This is a genomic window from Pseudomonas sp. GW821-FHT12A04 (genome assembly GCF_058807755.1).
The window spans coordinates 166,267-183,165 of record NZ_JBXAQZ010000004.1 but is presented as its reverse complement, the minus strand read 5'-3'; the positions used below and the strand labels follow the sequence as shown (position 1 = coordinate 183,165).

The 16,899-nt window shown below is 60.2% G+C and carries 21 protein-coding genes and 1 pseudogene; 10 read left to right on the top strand and 12 right to left on the bottom strand.

What is annotated here, in order from left to right:
- Window positions 1-11: 11 nt before the first annotated feature.
- A complete protein-coding gene (locus AC1RS8_RS08495) occupies window positions 12-338 on the bottom strand; it encodes a DUF3565 domain-containing protein (RefSeq protein ID WP_057716672.1) in 327 nt (108 codons plus the stop codon).
- Between AC1RS8_RS08495 and AC1RS8_RS08490 the strand changes: the two genes are divergently transcribed.
- The 3 genes from AC1RS8_RS08490 to AC1RS8_RS08480 all read left to right on the top strand — a co-directional run bounded on the left by AC1RS8_RS08490 (window position 307) and on the right by AC1RS8_RS08480 (window position 2,691).
- Window positions 307-792 (top strand): FKBP-type peptidyl-prolyl cis-trans isomerase, encoded by a 486-nt coding sequence (locus AC1RS8_RS08490; protein ID WP_007942189.1) that lies wholly within the window; start codon window positions 307-309, stop codon window positions 790-792. The two genes, AC1RS8_RS08495 and AC1RS8_RS08490, sit on opposite strands and share 32 nt — an antisense overlap.
- A 122-nt stretch (window positions 793-914) precedes the next feature.
- Window positions 915-1,397: a glutathione peroxidase gene (locus AC1RS8_RS08485; RefSeq protein WP_150812800.1), complete on the top strand. Its 483-nt coding sequence runs from the start codon at window positions 915-917 to the stop codon at window positions 1,395-1,397.
- A 190-nt stretch (window positions 1,398-1,587) separates the two neighbouring features.
- A complete protein-coding gene (locus tag AC1RS8_RS08480; RefSeq protein ID WP_150812799.1) occupies window positions 1,588-2,691 on the top strand; it encodes an NADH:flavin oxidoreductase in 1,104 nt (367 codons plus the stop codon).
- Window positions 2,692-2,806: 115 nt separating this feature from the next.
- Here AC1RS8_RS08480 and AC1RS8_RS08475 read toward each other — a convergent pair whose 3' ends face one another.
- Window positions 2,807-4,006, bottom strand: a complete 1,200-nt coding sequence (locus AC1RS8_RS08475) for a glycosyltransferase family 4 protein (RefSeq protein ID WP_340315170.1) — start codon at window positions 4,004-4,006, stop codon at window positions 2,807-2,809.
- Window positions 4,007-4,042: 36 nt separating this feature from the next.
- Entirely contained in the window at window positions 4,043-4,795 is a 753-nt protein-coding gene (cysZ, locus tag AC1RS8_RS08470) for a sulfate transporter CysZ (protein WP_057716404.1), read from the bottom strand.
- A gap of 314 nt (window positions 4,796-5,109) precedes the next feature.
- Here cysZ and trxB point away from each other — a divergent pair, with 314 nt between their 5' ends.
- Together trxB and AC1RS8_RS08460 are read left to right on the top strand one after the other, a co-directional pair.
- Complete coding sequence (gene trxB, locus AC1RS8_RS08465; protein ID WP_057716403.1) at window positions 5,110-6,066, top strand: thioredoxin-disulfide reductase; 957 nt, start codon at window positions 5,110-5,112, stop codon at window positions 6,064-6,066.
- 87 nt (window positions 6,067-6,153) lie between these two features.
- Window positions 6,154-6,243: pseudogene (locus tag AC1RS8_RS08460) on the top strand (outer membrane lipoprotein carrier protein LolA); the annotation flags it as partial.
- A 2-nt stretch (window positions 6,244-6,245) separates the two neighbouring features.
- Here AC1RS8_RS08460 and AC1RS8_RS08455 read toward each other — a convergent pair.
- From AC1RS8_RS08455 to AC1RS8_RS08425, 7 genes are all read right to left on the bottom strand, one after another.
- Entirely contained in the window at window positions 6,246-7,496 is a 1,251-nt protein-coding gene (locus AC1RS8_RS08455; RefSeq protein ID WP_489339752.1) for a 2-aminoadipate transaminase, read from the bottom strand.
- Window positions 7,497-7,744: 248 nt separating this feature from the next.
- A complete protein-coding gene (locus AC1RS8_RS08450; protein WP_407514357.1) occupies window positions 7,745-8,083 on the bottom strand; it encodes a HopJ type III effector protein in 339 nt (112 codons plus the stop codon).
- Entirely contained in the window at window positions 8,076-8,372 is a 297-nt protein-coding gene (locus AC1RS8_RS08445; protein ID WP_046040093.1) for a DUF1244 domain-containing protein, read from the bottom strand. Before AC1RS8_RS08445 ends, AC1RS8_RS08450 begins: the two co-directional genes overlap by 8 nt.
- Before the next feature lie 97 nt (window positions 8,373-8,469).
- A complete protein-coding gene (gene folX, locus AC1RS8_RS08440; RefSeq protein WP_007970304.1) occupies window positions 8,470-8,841 on the bottom strand; it encodes a dihydroneopterin triphosphate 2'-epimerase in 372 nt (123 codons plus the stop codon).
- A gap of 2 nt (window positions 8,842-8,843) precedes the next feature.
- A complete protein-coding gene (folE, locus tag AC1RS8_RS08435) occupies window positions 8,844-9,404 on the bottom strand; it encodes a GTP cyclohydrolase I FolE (RefSeq protein WP_008046221.1) in 561 nt (186 codons plus the stop codon).
- Between the two features lie 19 nt (window positions 9,405-9,423).
- Complete coding sequence (folM, locus tag AC1RS8_RS08430; RefSeq protein ID WP_057716400.1) at window positions 9,424-10,134, bottom strand: dihydromonapterin reductase; 711 nt, start codon at window positions 10,132-10,134, stop codon at window positions 9,424-9,426.
- 171 nt (window positions 10,135-10,305) lie between these two features.
- Window positions 10,306-10,875: an antibiotic biosynthesis monooxygenase gene (locus AC1RS8_RS08425; RefSeq protein WP_340315198.1), complete on the bottom strand. Its 570-nt coding sequence runs from the start codon at window positions 10,873-10,875 to the stop codon at window positions 10,306-10,308.
- A 224-nt stretch (window positions 10,876-11,099) separates the two neighbouring features.
- Here AC1RS8_RS08425 and AC1RS8_RS08420 point away from each other — a divergent pair, with 224 nt between their 5' ends.
- The gene (locus AC1RS8_RS08420) at window positions 11,100-12,059 is read left to right on the top strand and encodes a MerR family transcriptional regulator (RefSeq protein ID WP_057716398.1); all 960 of its coding nucleotides are present in this window, start codon (window positions 11,100-11,102) and stop codon (window positions 12,057-12,059) included.
- 3 nt (window positions 12,060-12,062) lie between these two features.
- Here the strand turns inward: AC1RS8_RS08420 and AC1RS8_RS08415 are convergent, their stop codons facing one another.
- Together AC1RS8_RS08415 and AC1RS8_RS08410 are read right to left on the bottom strand one after the other, a co-directional pair.
- Entirely contained in the window at window positions 12,063-12,668 is a 606-nt protein-coding gene (locus AC1RS8_RS08415) for a hypothetical protein (protein WP_057716397.1), read from the bottom strand.
- A gap of 54 nt (window positions 12,669-12,722) precedes the next feature.
- A complete protein-coding gene (locus tag AC1RS8_RS08410) occupies window positions 12,723-13,199 on the bottom strand; it encodes a PAS domain-containing protein (protein ID WP_218494936.1) in 477 nt (158 codons plus the stop codon).
- A 102-nt stretch (window positions 13,200-13,301) separates the two neighbouring features.
- Here AC1RS8_RS08410 and AC1RS8_RS08405 point away from each other — a divergent pair, with 102 nt between their 5' ends.
- From AC1RS8_RS08405 to AC1RS8_RS08390, 4 genes are all read left to right on the top strand, one after another.
- On the top strand, window positions 13,302-13,757 hold the full coding sequence (locus AC1RS8_RS08405) for a flavodoxin (protein WP_102669108.1): 456 nt from the start codon (window positions 13,302-13,304) through the stop codon (window positions 13,755-13,757).
- A gap of 191 nt (window positions 13,758-13,948) precedes the next feature.
- Window positions 13,949-14,731, top strand: coding sequence for a class II aldolase/adducin family protein (locus AC1RS8_RS08400; protein ID WP_218494938.1), 783 nt, complete (start codon window positions 13,949-13,951; stop codon window positions 14,729-14,731).
- Window positions 14,731-15,633: an alpha/beta fold hydrolase gene (locus AC1RS8_RS08395; protein WP_057716393.1), complete on the top strand. Its 903-nt coding sequence runs from the start codon at window positions 14,731-14,733 to the stop codon at window positions 15,631-15,633. The genes AC1RS8_RS08400 and AC1RS8_RS08395 overlap by 1 nt, the downstream gene beginning before the upstream one ends.
- A gap of 286 nt (window positions 15,634-15,919) precedes the next feature.
- On the top strand, window positions 15,920-16,831 hold the full coding sequence (locus AC1RS8_RS08390) for an SDR family oxidoreductase (protein ID WP_057716392.1): 912 nt from the start codon (window positions 15,920-15,922) through the stop codon (window positions 16,829-16,831).
- Window positions 16,832-16,899 lie beyond the last annotated feature (68 nt).

The following is a 16,899-nucleotide window of genomic DNA, read 5'->3' as shown; positions in this document are numbered from 1 at the left end:
TCTACCGAAATTCAGTCGCCAAGGTTATCGCTAACCGAGCCCTGTGCGCACCAACCGCAAGCAAAGGGCTGGCCTATTTTTTCAAGGCGTTGCACAGGGTCCATGACCCAGGCGCGGGATTGCCAGGGTGGCTGGTGCCGCAGGTGCTGGGTGTGGCCGCAGGAAAGCTCGGCCACCCAGTGTCCGTCCTCGTCCTGATGGAAGCCTGTGATCGTCGAATCCCGTCTGTCCGGGTTGTGTTCGCTTTCGGACGATTGCTTCGCTAAACTTGGCCTTTCAATTTTCCTATGCAAAAGGTCTCGCCCCATGCTGATCGCCGCCAATAAGGCTGTCTCCATCGACTATACCCTGACCAACGACGCTGGTGAGGTCATCGACAGCTCCGCCGGCGGCGCGCCGCTGGTCTACCTGCAAGGTGCAGGCAACATCATCCCGGGCCTGGAAAAGGCTCTGGAAGGCAAGGCTGTCGGCGACGAGCTGACCGTAGCCGTTGAACCGGAAGACGCTTACGGCGAATACGCCGCCGAACTGGTCAGCACCCTGAGCCGCAGCATGTTCGAAGGCGTCGACGAGCTGGAAGTGGGCATGCAGTTCCACGCTTCCGCTCCGGACGGCCAGATGCAGATCGTGACCATCCGTGATCTGGACGGCGACGACGTCACCGTTGACGGCAACCACCCGTTGGCCGGTCAGCGCCTGAATTTCCAGGTCAAGATCGTTGCCATCCGTGACGCCAGCCAGGAAGAAATCGCTCATGGTCACGTCCATGGCGAAGGTGGCCATCACCACTGATTTCTGCGCTAAGCTCAGATAACTGGAGAGGCGCCTTGTGGGCGCCTTTTTAGTCTGCGGCCGTCCCTGATGACACCGCCAAGTGGCTGTTTCGAGAAGAACACGGGAATCTGGAGTACGCCATGAGTGCTTTTCACGACCTTAAATTGACAGCCCTGGATGGACAGGAGCTACCTCTGGCGCCTTTCAAAGGCCAAGTCGTACTGGTGGTCAACGTCGCCTCCAAATGCGGCCTGACCCCGCAGTACGCGGCGCTGGAAAACCTCCATCAGCAATTCAAGGCCAAGGGCTTCAGCGTCCTGGGCTTGCCGTGCAACCAGTTTGCCGGGCAGGAACCGGGGACCGAGCAGGAAATCAAGGATTTCTGCAGCCTCAACTATGGCGTGACCTTTCCGCTGTCCAGCAAGCTGGAAGTCAACGGGCATGAACGTCATCAGTTGTATCGCCTGCTGGCGGGAGAGGGCGCGGAGTTTCCCGGCGACATCACCTGGAACTTCGAGAAGTTCCTGCTGGGCAAGGACGGGCGTGTGCTGGCACGGTTCTCGCCACGCACGGCGCCGGATGATCCGACCATCGTTCACGCGATTGAAAAAGCGCTGAGCTGATATCCCCCCTATAGGAGCGAGCTCGCTCGCGATGGTTGTAGGAACACCGCGGGGCATCAGACCGCCAGCGTTATCGTTGACCACCATCGCGAGCAAGCTCGCTCCTACATCACCCAAATCAATAGTGCTGTTCAGTACGTGCGAACCTCCATATTATCGCCGTCATAAAGTCATTTCTGTGGAGCGTCCCATGCCCGTCAAAGCCCTGTTCAAACCGTTCCACCTCGGCACCCTCGAACTGCCGACCCGCGTCGTCATGGCGCCGATGACCCGCTCCTTTTCCCCAGGCGGCGTGCCTAATTCCAAAGTGATCGAGTACTACCGCCGCCGCGCCGCAGCCGGCGTCGGCCTGATCATCACCGAAGGCACCACCGTCGGTCACAAGGCTTCCAACGGCTACCCGAACGTTCCGCATTTCTATGGCGAAGCAGCCCTGGCCGGCTGGAAAAAAGTCGTCGACGCCGTTCACGCCGAAGGCGGCAAGATCGTTCCGCAGTTGTGGCATGTGGGCAGCGTGCGCCGGATCGGCACCGAGCCGGACGCCAGCGTGCCGGGTTATGGCCCGTCGGAAAAACTGAAGGAAGGCCAGGTCGTGGTTCACGGCATGACCAAACAGGATATCCAGGACGTGATCGCCGCGTTCGCCCAGGCCGCCAGGGATGCCCAGAGCATCGGCATGGACGGCGTGGAAATCCACGGTGCCCACGGTTATCTGGTGGACCAGTTCTTCTGGGAAGGCAGCAACCAGCGTACCGACGAATACGGCGGCAGCCTGGCCAACCGTTCGCGCTTCGCCATTGAGTTGATTCAGGCCGTGCGTGCCGCGGTCGGTGAAGGTTTCCCGATCATATTCCGTTTCTCCCAGTGGAAGCAGCAGGACTACACCGCACGTCTGGTGCAAACCCCTGAAGCCTTGGGCGAGTTCCTCAAGCCGTTGGCCGACGCAGGCGTGGACATTTTCCACTGTTCGACCCGCCGCTTCTGGGAGCCGGAGTTCGACGGTTCCGAGCTGAACCTGGCTGGCTGGACCCGCCAACTCACCGGCAAGCCGACCATCACCGTGGGCAGCGTCGGCCTGGACGGCGAGTTCCTGCAGTTCATGGTCAACACCGACAAGGTCGCGCAGCCTGCCAGCCTGGAAAAACTGCTGGAGCGCCTGAACAACGATGAGTTCGACCTGGTGGCGGTCGGTCGTGCGTTGCTGGTGGACCCGGACTGGGCGCAGAAAGTGCGTGACGGCCGTGAAGAGGACATTCTGCCGTTCAGCCGTGAGGCGTTGATGACGCTGGTTTAAGCGGCGACCGGGAAGGCCTCATCGCGAGCAAGCTCGCTCCCACAGGGTGTGCGTTGTACACAAATCCTGTAGGAGCGAGCTTGCTCGCGATGACTGACTCAAGATCACTGAAAAATCAGGGAACAGTCGGTGCATTCGGCACCACCATCTCCCCGGCACAGGCACCGCGCAACTGTCCCTCGAACTGCTCGATAATCGTCGCCCAACCCTGGCGACTGGCATGCTGGCGCGCATTGAGCCTGACATTGCGCAAGGCTTCCCTTTCCTCCAGCAGCCATGCCGCTGCATCGCAGAACGCTTCTTCATCCCCCGGCATCGCCAATACGCCGTTGTAGCCATGACGAATATGCTGGGCCGCCGCCGCCTGGTCGTAGGCGACCACGCCGAGCCCCGAGGCAAGTGCTTCAAGCACCACATTGCCAAAGGTTTCGGTCAGGCTCGGAAACAGAAACACGTCGCCTGACGCGTAGTGACACGCCAGGGCTTCACCCCGTTGGGTGCCGCAGAAAATCGCCTCGGGCATTTCGTTTTCCAGTTCCTGGCGCTGCGGGCCATCGCCGACCACGACCAGTTTCAGCGTGCGCTGGGGATAACTCGCCTTGAGGGTATTGAAGGTGCGCTTGAGCAGGCCAAGGTTTTTTTCCGGGGCCAGGCGTCCGACATGAATGACGGCGATGTCTGCCTCGGCCAGCCCCCATTGCTCGCGCAGGGCATTCAAGCGTTTGGCCGGGTGAAACAATTCGCTGTCGACCCCTCGGGACAGCAACGCCAGGCGCTCGAAATGCCGCCGCTCCAGTTCCATGCGTTGGCTGACGCTGGGCACCAGGGTCATGGTCGAGCGGTTGTGGAACCAGCGCAGGTAGTGAGTGAGCAGGCGCGTGAGCAAACCAAGCCCGTACTGGTTGGAGTACTGTTGGAAATTGGTGTGGAAACCGCTGACCACGGAAATTCCCAGTCGCCGTGCCGCACGCAACGCAGAAAGACCCAGCGGGCCCTCGGTGGCGATGTAGAGCACATCCGGGCGGTGACGCGTCCAGCGCCGCAGCAGCTTGTGCATCGACGACTGACCCCATTGCAGGCCGGGATAGCCCGGCAGTGGCCAGCCGCGGCACAGCAGCAATTCATCGTCGCTGCCCAGTTGCTGGTCGCAGCCCTGACGCGGCCGCACCAGCTCCACTTGATGCCCGCGCGCGCGCAAACCGTCGCACAAGCGACCAAGGGTATTGGCCACGCCGTTGATTTCCGGTGGGAAGGTTTCGGTGATCAGGGTGATATGCAGAGCTGTCGTCATGACCCCAGTGTCGGCTGGGGCCATGTCGTCAGTGTGACGTCGGGATGATGGATTTGTGACTCAGCGCTGGGTCACCAGGTTTTCTGCCCCGCGCTCACGCACCCAGAACAGCGTCGCCCCGGCCACGGCAGCCGGCATCATCAGGATGTTCACCACAGGGATCAGCAGCACCAGGTACACGCTGCCGCCGAAGCTCATGCTCTGCCAGCGCTTCTCGCGCAGCCAGGCGAGCATCTCGTTCCAGCCCAGCTTGTGGTTGTCCGCCGGGTAGTCGATGTACTGGATCGCCATCATCCACACCCCGAACAACAGCCACAGCGGCGCGGCGATGATGTTCACCACCGGGATGAACGAGAGGATGAACAGCCCGATCGCCCGGGGCAGAAAATAGCCGAGCTTGCGCATTTCCCGGGCCAGGGTACGCGGAATCATGGCGATCAACTCACCCCAACTGAAGGCCGGGAAGTCGTCGGTGCCGCGCACCACCACTTCGACTTTCTCCGCGAGGAAGCCGTTGAACGGCGCGGCAATGACGTTGGCGAGCATGGTGAAGGTGAAGAACACCATCAACACCACCAGCACCACGAACAATGGCCAGAGGATGTAGCTGAGAAAACTCAGCCAGTCGGGCAGCGATGGCATCAAGGTGTCGACCCACAGGCTGAATTGATGGCTGGCCAGGTAGATCAATCCGACGAACAGCACCAGGTTGATTGCCAATGGCAACAGCACAAACAAACGCAGGCTGGGGCTCAACACCAGCTTGAGGCCTTCGCGCAGGTATTGCGGGCCGGACAGAACAGGGGCGGGCATAAGGTGCTCCGAGCAGAGGGAAAACGCGCCGACCTTACCGGCTTTGCTTCACAGGCGAAAGCGCGGTGGCGGTATCGACATTCACTGTAACAAAGACGTCGATATCGTCGGTCAGATGCCATAGAGACCACCTATGAGCTGGATTGTTAAACCGTATTTCCTTAATCTTCGCCCCCTCGATACGCTGCACCCAATCTTTTTACAGGACGGTCGGGTCAAGCCTTCCCCAAGTGCTTTCAACCGTTCTTTTTTATTCCAGCCGGCAATCCGGCGTTCCGTGCCAGGTAATCCGGGCCGGTCAACAGGAGCAGGTCATGTCTGAAGTCCGTCATTCGCGAGTGATTATTCTCGGTTCCGGCCCTGCCGGTTACAGCGCCGCGGTCTATGCCGCCCGTGCCAACCTCAAGCCACTGCTGATCACCGGCATGCAGGCCGGCGGTCAACTGACCACCACCACCGAAGTCGACAACTGGCCGGGCGATGTCCACGGCCTGACCGGCCCGGCGTTGATGGAGCGGATGCGCGAGCACGCCGAGCGCTTTGAAACCGAGATCGTTTTCGATCACATCAATGCCGTCGACTTCGCCGCCAAGCCATACACCCTGACCGGCGACAGCGCGACTTACACCTGTGACGCCCTGATCATCGCCACCGGCGCCAGCGCTCGTTACCTGGGCCTGCCATCGGAAGAAACCTTCATGGGCAAAGGCGTTTCCGCCTGCGCAACCTGCGACGGTTTCTTCTATCGCAACAAGCCGGTGGCCGTGGTCGGCGGCGGCAACACCGCTGTCGAAGAAGCCCTGTACCTGGCCAACATCGCCAGCAAAGTCACCCTGATCCACCGTCGTGAAACCTTCCGCGCCGAGAAGATCCTGATCGACAAGCTGAACGCCCGTGTCGCCGAAGGCAAGATCGAGCTGAAGCTGAACGCGACCCTGGATGAAGTGCTGGGCGACAACATGGGCGTGACCGGTGCCCGCCTGAAGAACAACGACGGCAGCTTCGACGAAGTGAAAGTCGACGGCGTGTTCATTGCCATCGGCCATACCCCGAACACTTCGCTGTTCGAAGGCCAGTTGACCCTGAAAGACGGCTACCTGGTTGTGCAGGGCGGCCGTGACGGCAACGCCACTGCCACCAGCCTCGAAGGTATCTTCGCCGCTGGTGACGTGGCAGACCACGTGTACCGTCAGGCCATCACCTCGGCTGGCGCAGGTTGCATGGCGGCACTGGATGCCGAGCGTTACCTGGATAATCTGCAGAACGCTTGATTCTGTAGAAACGAAAAACCGGCGTCGGCCGGTTTTTTTGTGCCTTCGGAAAATACACATGTCCCTGTAGGAGCGAGCGCGCTCGCGATGGTCGTCAACGATAACGCTGGGAGCCTGACACCCCGCAGGGCCCTCAGGTTCTTCGCGAGCATGCTCGCTCCTACAGTGGGCGCTGTGGATCAGGCCAATTTCTTCAGACACGCCTCAAGGATATCCAGCCCTTCCTCCAGCACCGCAGCCTCGATGGTCAGCGGCGCCAGCAAGCGAATGATGTGCCGCGACTTGCCGCTCGGCATCAGCAGTAAACCAGCGTCGCGCGCCAGTGCCAGCAGTTGGGTCAATTGTGTCGGTGCGGGCGAGCCATCGGCGTTGATCAACTCGATACCACGCATGGCGCCGACGCCGGTCAGGCGTCCCAGGTACGGCGTCAGGTTGTTCGCGCGCCAGGTTGCATGGCGACCGACAATCGCTTCTTCCTGTTGGGTGCCCCAGGCATGCAGGTTGGCATCGGTCATTTCGTCCAGGGTTGCCAGTGCCGCTGCACAGGCGATGGGATTGCCGGAGTAAGTGCCACCGAGTCCGCCCTTGGGCAAATTGTCGAGCAGCGACTTGCGCCCGACCACCGCACCCAGCGGCACGCCGCCGGCGATGCTTTTGCCGAGCAGGATCAGATCGGGCTCGATGCCCAGCCGCGAGAAGGCGAAACGCTCCCCGGTACGGCCGAAACCGGACTGGATTTCATCGGCGATCAGCACAATGCCCTTGTCGTCGCAGAACTTGCGCAGCGCCTGGGCGAACTCGACGTCCATGGCCAGGAAACCCGCTTCACCCTGCACCGGTTCGACGATAAAGCAGGCGACATCTTCGACATCGATCTCGACGCTGAACAGGCGCTCCATAGCTTTGAGGGCCTCGGCACAGGTGACGCCGTTGTCCTGGCTGGGGAAGGGCAGGTGAAACACCGGCCCCGGCAGTACGCCGACTTTCTGTTTGTACGGCGCGACTTTGCCATTGAGGTTGAGGGTGGCCAGTGTGCGGCCGTGGAAAGCGCCGTCGAAGGCGATGACCGCGCTGCGGCCGGTGGCGCCACGGACGATCTTCAGGGCGTTTTCCGCCGCTTCCGCGCCGCTGTTGGTGAGCATGCCGCTGACCGGGTAAGCCACAGGCATGAATGCGCTGAGGCAATCCATCAGTTCGAGGTAAGGCACATGGGGTGCAGCGTTGAACGCGTAGTGGGTCAGACGGGTGGCTTGTTCGCGAATGGCCTCGACGATGCGCGGGTGGCAATGGCCGAGGTTCAACACGCCGATGCCGCCGACAAAGTCGATGTAGCGTTTGCCATCGGTGTCCCAGACCTCGGCATTCTTGCCGTGGCTGAGCGTGACAGGGTGAACGATGTTGATCGACTGGCTGATGGTTTCGCTGCGCATGAATGACCGACTCGGAAGAAGGAGGACTTCTTTTTATCTAAGCCGTGAGCAGCGGTAGGGGGCAAACGAAATAAAGTTGCCGGGTCAATCTTAAAAGTCGGGTTGTGCTTGTGATCAATTCCGCGTCATGAACACAAAACCTGTAGGAGCGAGCTTGCTCGCGATGGTGGTGAACGATGACGCTGGGAGCCTGACACCCCGTGGCGTTCTTCAGTCCATCGCGAGCGGGCTCGCTCCTACAAATCAAATCAGCGGCGTGTCAGCGGCTGTTCAGAGAACTTCACACCGGCCAGACCATGGGCAATCAACGCGCGGATATTGCCGTGATCGCTGCCTTCAGGCGTCGCCAGCACCGAACGGTAGTGCTCGCCGAAAGCCAGCAAGGCTTCTTCATCGCTCAAGCCTTCGAGCAGCGCCAGGCCCAGGGTCTTGCACGAGCCTTCGTTCTGCCCGGCCGCGTTTTCCACACCGCCGTTGTTGAAGGCCTGAGGCTGGTAGTCGTAACCGGCGGCAATGAACGCAAGGGTGTCGGCGAAGGCGTGTTCGCCGGTCTTGAGGCTGGCGCGCAGGGTGTTCAAATCACTCATTGGGTTTTCCTTTGGCGAACGCCGCTTGCTGGTCGGCGCTGGCTTCTTGCTGATATTGGGCTTTCCATTCGGCGTACGGCATGCCGTAAACCACTTCGCGGGCTTCGTCGAGGCTGACCTCGATCTGGCGGTCGTCGGCCGCGGCCTTGTACCACTTGGACAGGCAGTTGCGGCAAAAGCCCGAGAGGTTCATCAGGTCGATGTTCTGCACATCCTTGCGGCTGTCCAGGTGGGCCACCAGCCGACGAAAGGCGGCGGCTTCGAGTTCCAGGCGTTGTTGATCGGTCATGGCGGTCTCTGCGAGACAGCTTCAAGCGGCACGCTTGAAGCTGCAAGTTGGATTGCGGTGGCTTGAAGTCTACCGCTTGCGGCTTGAAGCTTGAAGCTCAGCGGCTTGCCGCGAGTGTTATCGACACCGACTCGGCGAATCGCAACGCGTGGGGCTTGTCGACCTCGACCTCGGCGTACAGCACCGATGCGTTGGCCATCACCAGGTCGAGAATTTCCTGGGTCAGACGTTCGAGCAGCGCAAAGCGGTTGCCTTCCACATGGGCGATGATTGCCTTGGTAATGGTCCGGTAGTTCAACGCGTGATCGATGTCGTTGTCCCGTACCGCTTCCTGGGCTGCGTACAGAATGGTGAGGTTGATCAGCACATCCTGCTTGTTGAGGATTTCATCCTCGTTGATGCCGATGAAGGTACGCAGGCACAGGTCTTTGACCCGGATGCGTGCCATGCCTGGCTGAAGTTGTGGCATTGCTACTTGCTCCGTCCAATCAATTGCAGGAACTCCTGGCGGGTATTGCTCGACTCGCGGAAGGCACCGAGCATCACCGAGGTGTTCATGGTCGAATTCTGTTTCTCGACGCCGCGCATCATCATGCACATGTGCTGCGCCTCGATGACCACTGCGACGCCTGCCGCGCCGGTCACTTGCTGCACCGCGTCGGCGATTTGCCGGGTGAGGTTTTCCTGGATTTGCAGGCGCCGGGCGAACATGTCCACCAGCCGCGCGATCTTCGACAGGCCCAGCACCTTGCCGGTTGGAATATAAGCCACATGCGCCTTGCCGATGAAGGGCAGTATGTGGTGTTCGCACAGCGAGTACAGCTCGATGTTGTCGACGATTACCATTTCATCATTGTCGGAGGCGAACAGCGCGCCATTGACGATCTCTTCGACACTTTGTTCATAGCCATGGCAAAGGTACTGCATGGCTTTGGCTGCACGCGTCGGCGTATCGAGCAAGCCCTCGCGGTCGGGGTTTTCACCGAGACCGATGAGGATCTCTCGATAATTCTGGGGCAGGGATAACGTCATGGAAAATCCTCGCGGGACACTATTTGATGTGCCTTCCGCCATTGACGGTCAGGGTGGTGCCGGTGACATAAGGGTTGTCGAGCAGATAGCGCAGGCTCTGGTAGATCACTTCGCAACCGGGTTCGATGCCCAGCGCGGACTTGGCCAGCGCCTTGGCGCGGTAGGCCGCGTCGTCTTCAGGGTTGAACAGTAGCAGGGCCGGCGCGATCCCGTTGACCTTGATGGCCGGCGCGTACCTGGCGGCGAAGGACAGGGTCAGGCTGTCGAGCCCGGCTTTGCTGGCGCAATAGCCGATGTGCCTGCTGCTGCCCTTGCGGGTCACGTCATCGCTGATGTGCACGATGTCGGCGGGGCTCGAGCGTTGCAGCAGGTCGGCGCAATGCAGGTTGATCAGGTAGGGCGCCAGCATGTGCACGCTGAACATGCGGGTGAATGCCGCGGCGTCGGTGTCCGGCGTTTCAGCCAGCCATTCGGAAGCGTTGTGGACGATTGCCCGCAGGCTGTCGGTATGGGTTTTCAACTCGTTGATGAAGGCGAAGATCCCGGCCTCGCTGGCGAAGTCCGCGAACACCGCGGTGGCCCCCAGGTCGCGCAGGGTTTGTACGCCGGGACGCTCGCTGCGGTAGCTGAAAATCACCCGATGGCCATCTTCCAGCAATCGTCGGGCGCAGTGCAGGCCGACACGCTGGCCGGCGCCGGTAATGAGGACAGGGGCTGCGGAAGAAGTCATGAACGGCTCGCATCGCGGTGAGAGCAAAACTATACCAGCGACGGGAGCGCTCTACCTATTGCGAGGGAAACAAGTGTGGGAGCGAGCTTGCTCGCGATTGCGGACTGTCAGACGACACATATGTTGACTGACACGCCCTCATCGCAAGCAAGCTCGCTCCCACAGAAGGGATCAATGATTCTGTGTGGAGGGTTCGGCACGCAATGGGCGTGCCGGCGTGCTGTTCAGCCAGCCGGCCAGCAAACGGGTCGACAATGGAATGAACAGGTAAACCATCAGCGGCGTCAGGCACAGGGTGCTGATGAACACCCGCGGCAGCAGGCTCATGTCACTCAACAGCGGCCCCAGCACAAAGTTGAACAGCAGCGAGACCGGAAAGAACGCCAGCCAGATCGCCACGGCCTGTTTCCAGCGTGGCGGGCGTTGACCGACGGCACCGAACCAGCCCTCGATGCCGCTGACCCGGTGTTCTGTCGGGTGGGCGAACAAGTCGCCGCCACGTCCGAGCCAGGCGCTGCGCGAAGCGGAATGTTCCCAGGCCTGCAGGGTCTGCTCGTCGGCGAAGCGGAAAATGATCTGGAATTCGTCATCGCCGGGCGGCGGAGCGAGCACACCGGAGCCGAGATAACCGGGAAAATCGGTGGCCAGTTGTTCGCCTTCGCGCAGCCAGGCGATCAGGTCCTGGTAGCGTCCATTGGCAACGCGGCGTGCAACCATCAGCGTGACGGGAGGGGTAGACATTGTGTATCTCCGTAAGGCATTTGCGTCGCTCCGGATAGGAACTTCGCCAGGCACAGCGCCGGGGTGGTGGGCTGCGACTCGAAACAAGCAAGGATTATTCCTGATTCAGTCAATCGCGTCTGCGGCGTTTTTCGCTCGTTCGCGGCATGGAATTTTTTTACGGAAACTTTACGGGGCAGGGGCGTTAGAATACGCCTTGGACGATACAAGGATGTTTCAACAGGATGCCCATATTTACAGACGTCGCTTCAGGCTCCACGCAGGCCGTCGCTCTCGAACAGGAAGAGCTCTTTCCCATTCGCGAGGTGGCGCGACTGACAGGTGTCAACCCGGTCACGCTTCGAGCCTGGGAGCGACGATATGGCCTGATTGTTCCAACACGCACCGACAGTGGGCATCGACTGTATTCGATGTCCGATATTGAGCGTGTCCATAGCATTCTCGGCTGGATCGAGCGCGGGGTTGCCGTCAGCAGGATCGGCAAGATCCTGGCCAGGACCGAGCCACTCCAGGCGTTGTCGCATATCATCCCCAACAACCTCGTGGAAGCCGATTACGCGCAGTGGCGGCAGCAGATTCATGTTGCGGTCAACGGGTTTGACGAGCTTCGGCTGGAGGAGCTCTACGGGCAAGTCTTTTCCAGCTACTCCCTGCCGGTGGTGTTCCAGGGCATTCTGATGCCCGTCTGGAAGCGGTTGTTGCAACGCCAGGACCAGTTCGGCGGCACCAGCGAGTGGCTGTTCCTGGATGGCTTTTTGCGTTCCCGGATGTTGCAGCGTCTGTTGTTGATGCGCGAAAAACAGCCGCGTCGCGTGGTCATCTGTGCCCTGGATGGCAATTGCCGGGAACTGGAACTGTTGGTCGCCGCCCTGTTCCTGAGTTCCGGGCCATTGGCCGTTCGCGTACTGAACATGGGCCAGCCATTCGAGGAACTGGCGCTGATGTGTGAAAGGATCAAGCCCCTGGCTCTGGTGCTGTTTTCCAATCATGTGCCGGCTCCCGAGTTGCCGCGGCGTCTGAATCGCCTGGCCATGAGTCTGGAGTGCCGATTGTTGTTGGCCGGCGATGCTTCTGACCTGGCACAGGAAAGCCTGGCCGGGTCATCGATCGGTTGCCTGGGCAATGAAGGGGAGGTCATGAGCCAGCGTCTGAAGCAGTTCCTGGCGGGTACTCTGGATACTTGACGTTCAGAGATGCAGCGCGGGATGAGTCAAACGATGCTGTTGCAGGATGAACTGGCGCAGACGCTCGGCTTCATCGGTATCGCTCAGGCTCAGTTGATAGGCGTAGAAGCCCTGTTCGTTTTCTTTCTCGAAAGTACCGCGCAAGGCAATCCGCTCGTAGCCTGAGGGGCTGAACCACAAGGCGAAATGCTTCGGTGGTTTGGTCCTGTTGCGAGCTTCCAGCAAAACCCCTTTGCACGACACTTCGTGTACCCACAGGGTGCCGGGTTGACCCTTGGCGTTTTCCAGCGCTACCGGTTCGTCCAGTACCAGGCGCCAAGGCCGGACCATCGGCCCGTCTTCATAGATGCTGGGCACGCCGAGGCGCAAATGCAGCGCATGGAACTCGTCTTCCACCAAGTGCAGGGGGAAGGTCATTTGCTGGTTTTCGAAGCTGGCTTGAATGGTGACCTGCTCATGGGCCGCCAGGCGGGTGAGCAGGTCACGGATTTGCGACCCACCGTTGACGAGCAGGCTCGACGTCGCGTCCCGCACATTGAGTTGCGGGTTGTGTTGCATGGTCTGGATGAAATCCAGCTCATCTTGGGTCAGGAGCGCGTCGCGTTGCATGGCCAGCTCGAAAGATGTAGTTACAAAGTCATTGGTGATTGTAATTACTGACCATTAATTCTGAGTTTCGTTTGCGCCGTTCGTCGCCTTGAGCGCAGCAAGCTCGGCCTGGAGTTCAGCCAACTGCCTCTCCAGCTGTGCCACGCGCTGTTGCGCCTTGATCTGCACAGTGACGTCTTTCTGTACGCCGACAAAATAGGTTTGCCCGTCCGCTGGATTTTTCACCGTTGAAAGGGACAGCTCGTTCCAGAACGGCGTGCCGTCCTTGCGGTAGTTGCGCAGTATTTCCCGGCAGGATCCTTCACGGTTCAATGCATCGCGAATCAGCGGCAGCGCTTGCTGATCGCGGTCCCCCGACTGCAGGAAGCGACAATCCTGATAGAGGATTTCTTCACTGGAGTACCCCGTCAGGCGTTCGAACGCGGGGTTGACGTAAATGAGGATCTTGTCCTGATCGCCTTCCTTTTCGGCAATCACGATACCGTCGTTGGAGGCGTTGATCACCATTTGCAGCAGTTGTGCATTAATCATCGGAGTATCCTTTCCTGATTGATTGTCAATTGCATTCTAAAAGAATAATCACAACCGTGGTGTTAATATCCGGGTCTTTCACTCGGATTCAGGATCAGCTCGATGAAAGTCGCCATCATTTCCGGCTCGGTGTACGGCACGGCCGAAGAAGTTGCCCGCCACGCCGCCAGCCTGTTGAACGCCGCCGGTTTCGAAACCTGGCACAACCCGCGTGCGACCCTCGCCGACATCCAGGCGTTTGGCCCTGAAGCCTTTCTGGCGGTGACCTCGACCACCGGCATGGGTGAGCTGCCGGACAACCTGCAGCCGCTGTATTCGACCATTCGTGATCAATTGCCAGCAGCCTGGCGCGGTTTGCCGGGCGCGGTGATCGGATTGGGCGATGCGAGTTATGGCGATACTTTTTGTGGCGGCGGCGAGCAGATGCGCGAATTGTTCGCTGAACTTGGCATTCGCGAAGTGCTGCCGATGCTGCGCCTGGATGCCAGCGAAACGGTGACCCCAGAGACGGACGCCGAGCCTTGGCTGGCGGACCTGATCAGTGCACTGCGCGACTGAGCGTTGCCCCGGCCCTATGCCTGTCAGACCCCTGCTGGCGCCGGTCGTTTGACATGGAACCAGGACGGCAGGGCGGCTGACTCGCTGGGCCATCAAGCTGGCTGCCAATGCAACTACACGAACCTCAAGGGCTGACTAGACTCGGTGGACATAGGAAACACTCCATAATAAAAACACCGAGGCTCCTTGCCGTGACTGTCCCTCCCGTCCAATCGCCACCCAGTGTCAAAGACCAGGTCAGTGCTGCCGAGTGGCAGACCCGCGTCGACCTGGCAGCCTGTTATCGCCTGGTCGCCCAACATGGCTGGGATGACCTGATCTTCACCCATATCTCCGCCAAGGTGCCTGGCACCGAAGATTTCCTGATCAACCCGTTCGGGTTGATGTTTCACGAAATTACCGCGTCGAGCCTGGTCAAGGTGGATCAGGCCGGCAACAAGTTGATGGACAGTCCTTACGAGATCAATCCGGCGGGTTACACCATCCACAGTGCCGTGCATGAAGCCCGTCACGATGTCGTCTGCGTGCTCCACACCCACACGGCTTCGGGGGTGGCGGTGTCGGCGCAGAAGCAGGGTGTTTTGCCGATCAGCCAACAGTCGTTGTTCGTGCTTTCCAGTCTGGCCTACCACGCCTACGAAGGCGTGGCGCTCAACCATGAAGAGAAAGTGCGGCTACAGGCCGACCTCGGTGAAAACAATTTCCTGATGTTGCATAACCACGGTCTGCTGACCTGCGGCAGCACCATCGCCGATACGTTCCTGATGATGTTCACCTTTCAGCGTGCCTGCGACATTCAGGTCATGGCGCAAAACGGTGCCGCTGAACTGATCGCCATCGAACCGCAGATTCTGGCCGGCGCCAAAGCCATGATCGCGGGTGTCACCCGAAGTGCTCAAGGAATGGGCGGAGCGCTGGCCTGGCCGGCACTGCTGCGCAAACTCGATAAACTGGACCCGGGTTATAAACTCTGATGGAGCTCGCCGAGATCCCCTTGTGTGTCTGGCGCAAACGCAGCCAGACGTTCGTATTCCGTGGCCAGAGCATCCGCTACTGGGCAGCAGGCCAGGGTGAGCCGCTGTTGCTCATTCACGGCTTTCCATCCGCCAGTTGGGACTGGCATTACCTGTGGCAGCCATTGGCCCAGCGCTTTCGCGTGATCGCTTGCGACATGCTGGGCTTCGGCGATTCGGCCAAACCGGCGAATCACGAATACAGCCTGCTGGAACAAGCGGATCTGCAACAGGCACTGCTTGAACACCTGAATGTCGAGCAGCCAGTGCACCTGCTCGCCCACGATTACGGCGACAGCGTGGCTCAGGAACTGCTGGCCCGGCATTACGAATCGCGGGTGGAGCTGGCCAGTTGCGTGTTTCTCAATGGCGGGTTGTTTCCGGAAACCCACCGCCCGGTACTGATGCAAAAACTCTTGCTCAGCCCTTTGGGCTGGATGATCGGCCGCGCCTTCAGCCGTGATGGCCTGGTAAGAAGCTTTCGGCAGATTTTCGGTCCGCAAACCCGTCCCAGTGAAAGCCAGATGGATGATTTCTGGAGTCTGGTCGAAAGCCATCAGGGGCCACGGATCATGCACAAATTGATCGGCTACATCCCGGAGCGACGCGTCTGGCGCGACCGCTGGGTGAGCGCGATGCAACGCGGTGAAGTGCCGCTGCGAGTGATCGATGGCGGGGTCGATCCAGTCTCCGGCGTGCACATGGTCGAGCGTTACCGGGAGTTGATCCCGGAGGCGGACACGGTAGTGTTGCCTGACATTGGCCACTACCCGCAGATCGAGGCGCCCTGCGAGGTGCTCAAGCACTACCTGGCGTTTCGCGATCAATTGCTCTTGCCGCCGCGCAAGGTGGCGTGTTCCTGAACCTTAAGATGAACTGTTGTGGCGAGGGGGCTTGCCCCCGTTGGGCTGCGCAGTGGCCCCAAACCATACGGCGCAGTGATTCAGGTATAACGCGTTTAGCCGGTTTACGACTGCTTCGCAGCCGAACGGGGGCAAGCCCCCTCGCCACAGGGTTCATGCCTGTTTCTCTTTCAATCATCCCCCTGCCTTATCGCGCACCATTCAGCCTCTCCCGTGTTCATTGTGACCTGCTGCGCCGTGCCTGAAACTCGGACTCACTGTCCCTTGGCCTGCTGGAGTCCCCCCCATGAATGAGTCTGTGCGCTTCGAAGATAAAGTCGTGATCATCACCGGAGCCGGTGGCGGCCTGGGACGGACGCATGCACTGTTGTTCGCCAAACAGGGCGCCAGGGTGCTGGTCAACGATCTTGGCGGCTCGGCTCAGGGCGAAGGCGCCAATGCCTCGGCCGCCGATCGCGTGGTCGCGGAGATTCGCGAGGCCGGTGGCATTGCCGAAGCCAACCACGACTCGGTCACTGACGGTGACAAACTGGTCCAGCACGCCCTGGACGTCTTCGGTCGCGTCGACGTGGTGGTCAACAATGCCGGGATCCTGCGGGACAAGACCTTCCACAAAATGGATGACGCCGACTGGGACCTGGTTTACCGCGTCCACGTCGAAGGTGCCTACAAAGTCACCCGCGCCGCCTGGCCGCACATGCGCGAGCAGAATTACGGCCGGGTGATTTTCACCGCGTCGACCTCGGGCATCTATGGCAACTTCGGCCAGTCCAACTACGGCATGGCCAAGCTCGGTCTTTATGGCCTGACCCGCACCCTGGCCATCGAAGGCCGCAAGAACAACATCCTGGTCAACGCCATCGCCCCCACCGGCGGCACGCGCATGACCGAAGGCCTGATCCCGCCGCAAGTCTTCGAACAGCTCAAACCCGAACTGGTCAGCCCGCTGGTGGTGTACCTGGCCAGCGAGAACTGTCAGGAAACCTCCGGTCTGTTCGAAGTCGGCGGCGGCTGGATGGGCAAGGTCCGCTGGGAGCGCAGCCTCGGCATCGGTTTCGATCCACGGGCCGGCTTCTCCCCGGAAGACGTGGCGGCGCACTGGCAGCAGATCTGCGACTTCGAGGGCGCGGCGCATCCGAAGGACAACATCGAAGCGCTGAAGGAAATGATGGGGAATTTGCAGAAATATACGCTTTGATACCACCGGCAAGGTCACATTGACTGACCTTGCCGGTTGTTGCATTTGTCGGCTGCAAAGCCGTTTGC